We start from the raw sequence: 1117 nt of genomic DNA, 5'->3' as shown, positions 1-1117 counted from the left end.
TGGCGCTGTAATGCCTCTTGCGGTGGCGGATGGAAGACCGATGCACCTTTGGGACACCAAGCCCGTGGGAGAGCCTGGGTCTCCGTCCGCCGTTCCATTGAACCCGAACAGTCGCCAGGGCCGCTTGCGAAAGCAAAGCCCGATTAGGCAAGGATGGGATCAGATGGAGATTGTTGTTGGGATCGACGTTTCGAAAGAGCGCCTGGATGTTGCGATCCTGCCGCAAGAAGAGGTCTTTGCCGTCGGCAACGACCATGCCGGCATCGATGAACTGGTCGAGCGGCTCAAAGGCATCGGTGTTGATGCGATTGCGCTGGAAGCGACCGGCGGCTTCGAGATGCTGGCGGTTGCCGGACTGTCATCGGCGGGATTGACGGTCCTCGTCGTCAATCCGGCGCAAGTGCGCGCCTATGCCCATGCGATCGGCCGCAGGGCCAAGACCGATCCGATCGATGCCGCCGTCATCGCCGCCTTCGTTTTGGCGACGAAGCCGGAGATCCGGCCATTGCGCGATGCCGAGACACAGGCGCTTTCCGAGCTTGTGGCCCGCCGGCGCCAGATCGTGCAGATGGTCGTAGCTGAGGAGAACCGGTTGCGCATGGCGCTGGCAAAGCAGGCGCAGAAAAGCATCAAGCGCTTGCTGAAAGCCTTGCGGCGCGAGCTCGAAAGCCTCGATGCCGATCTCGACAGCCATATCCGCAAGTCGCCGGTCTGGCGGGTGCGCGAGGCGCTGTTGACCTCGGTGCCGGGTGTCGGAGCGACGACAGCGCGCACGTTGCTGGCCGAACTGCCGGAGCTCGGCAGCCTCGACCGGCGCCAGATCGCCTCGTTGGCTGGTCTTGCCCCATGGACGCGGCAGTCGGGAAAATGGAAAGGCAAGAGCTTCATCGGCGGCGGCCGAGGCAAAGTGCGCGCCGTCCTATTCATGGCCGCCCTCGTCGCCAGCCGATACAACCCCGACCTCAAGGCCTTCCGCGACCGACTGGTCGCGGCCGGCAAGCCCAAGATCGTCGCCATCGTCGCAACGATGCGCAAGCTACTCACCATCCTCAACGCCATCATCAGGGACGGACGACCATGGCAAACCGCTTGACAAACAAGACAGTCGCTCTCCCCG

At 63.5% G+C, this 1117-nt stretch carries 1 protein-coding gene; it reads left to right on the top strand.

What is annotated here, in order from left to right:
* The first annotated feature begins 163 nt into the window (after positions 1-163).
* Positions 164-1093, top strand: coding sequence for an IS110 family transposase (locus tag A6U98_RS00005; protein WP_064646976.1), 930 nt, complete (start codon positions 164-166; stop codon positions 1091-1093).
* Positions 1094-1117: the final 24 nt, after the last annotated feature.

Origin of the sequence: Rhizobium sp. WYCCWR10014 (assembly GCF_001657485.1) — a bacterium.
Lineage (GTDB): Bacteria > Pseudomonadota > Alphaproteobacteria > Rhizobiales > Rhizobiaceae > Rhizobium.
The sequence above is the reverse complement of the archived record's forward strand: the minus strand, read 5'-3'. Positions and strand labels throughout refer to the sequence as shown.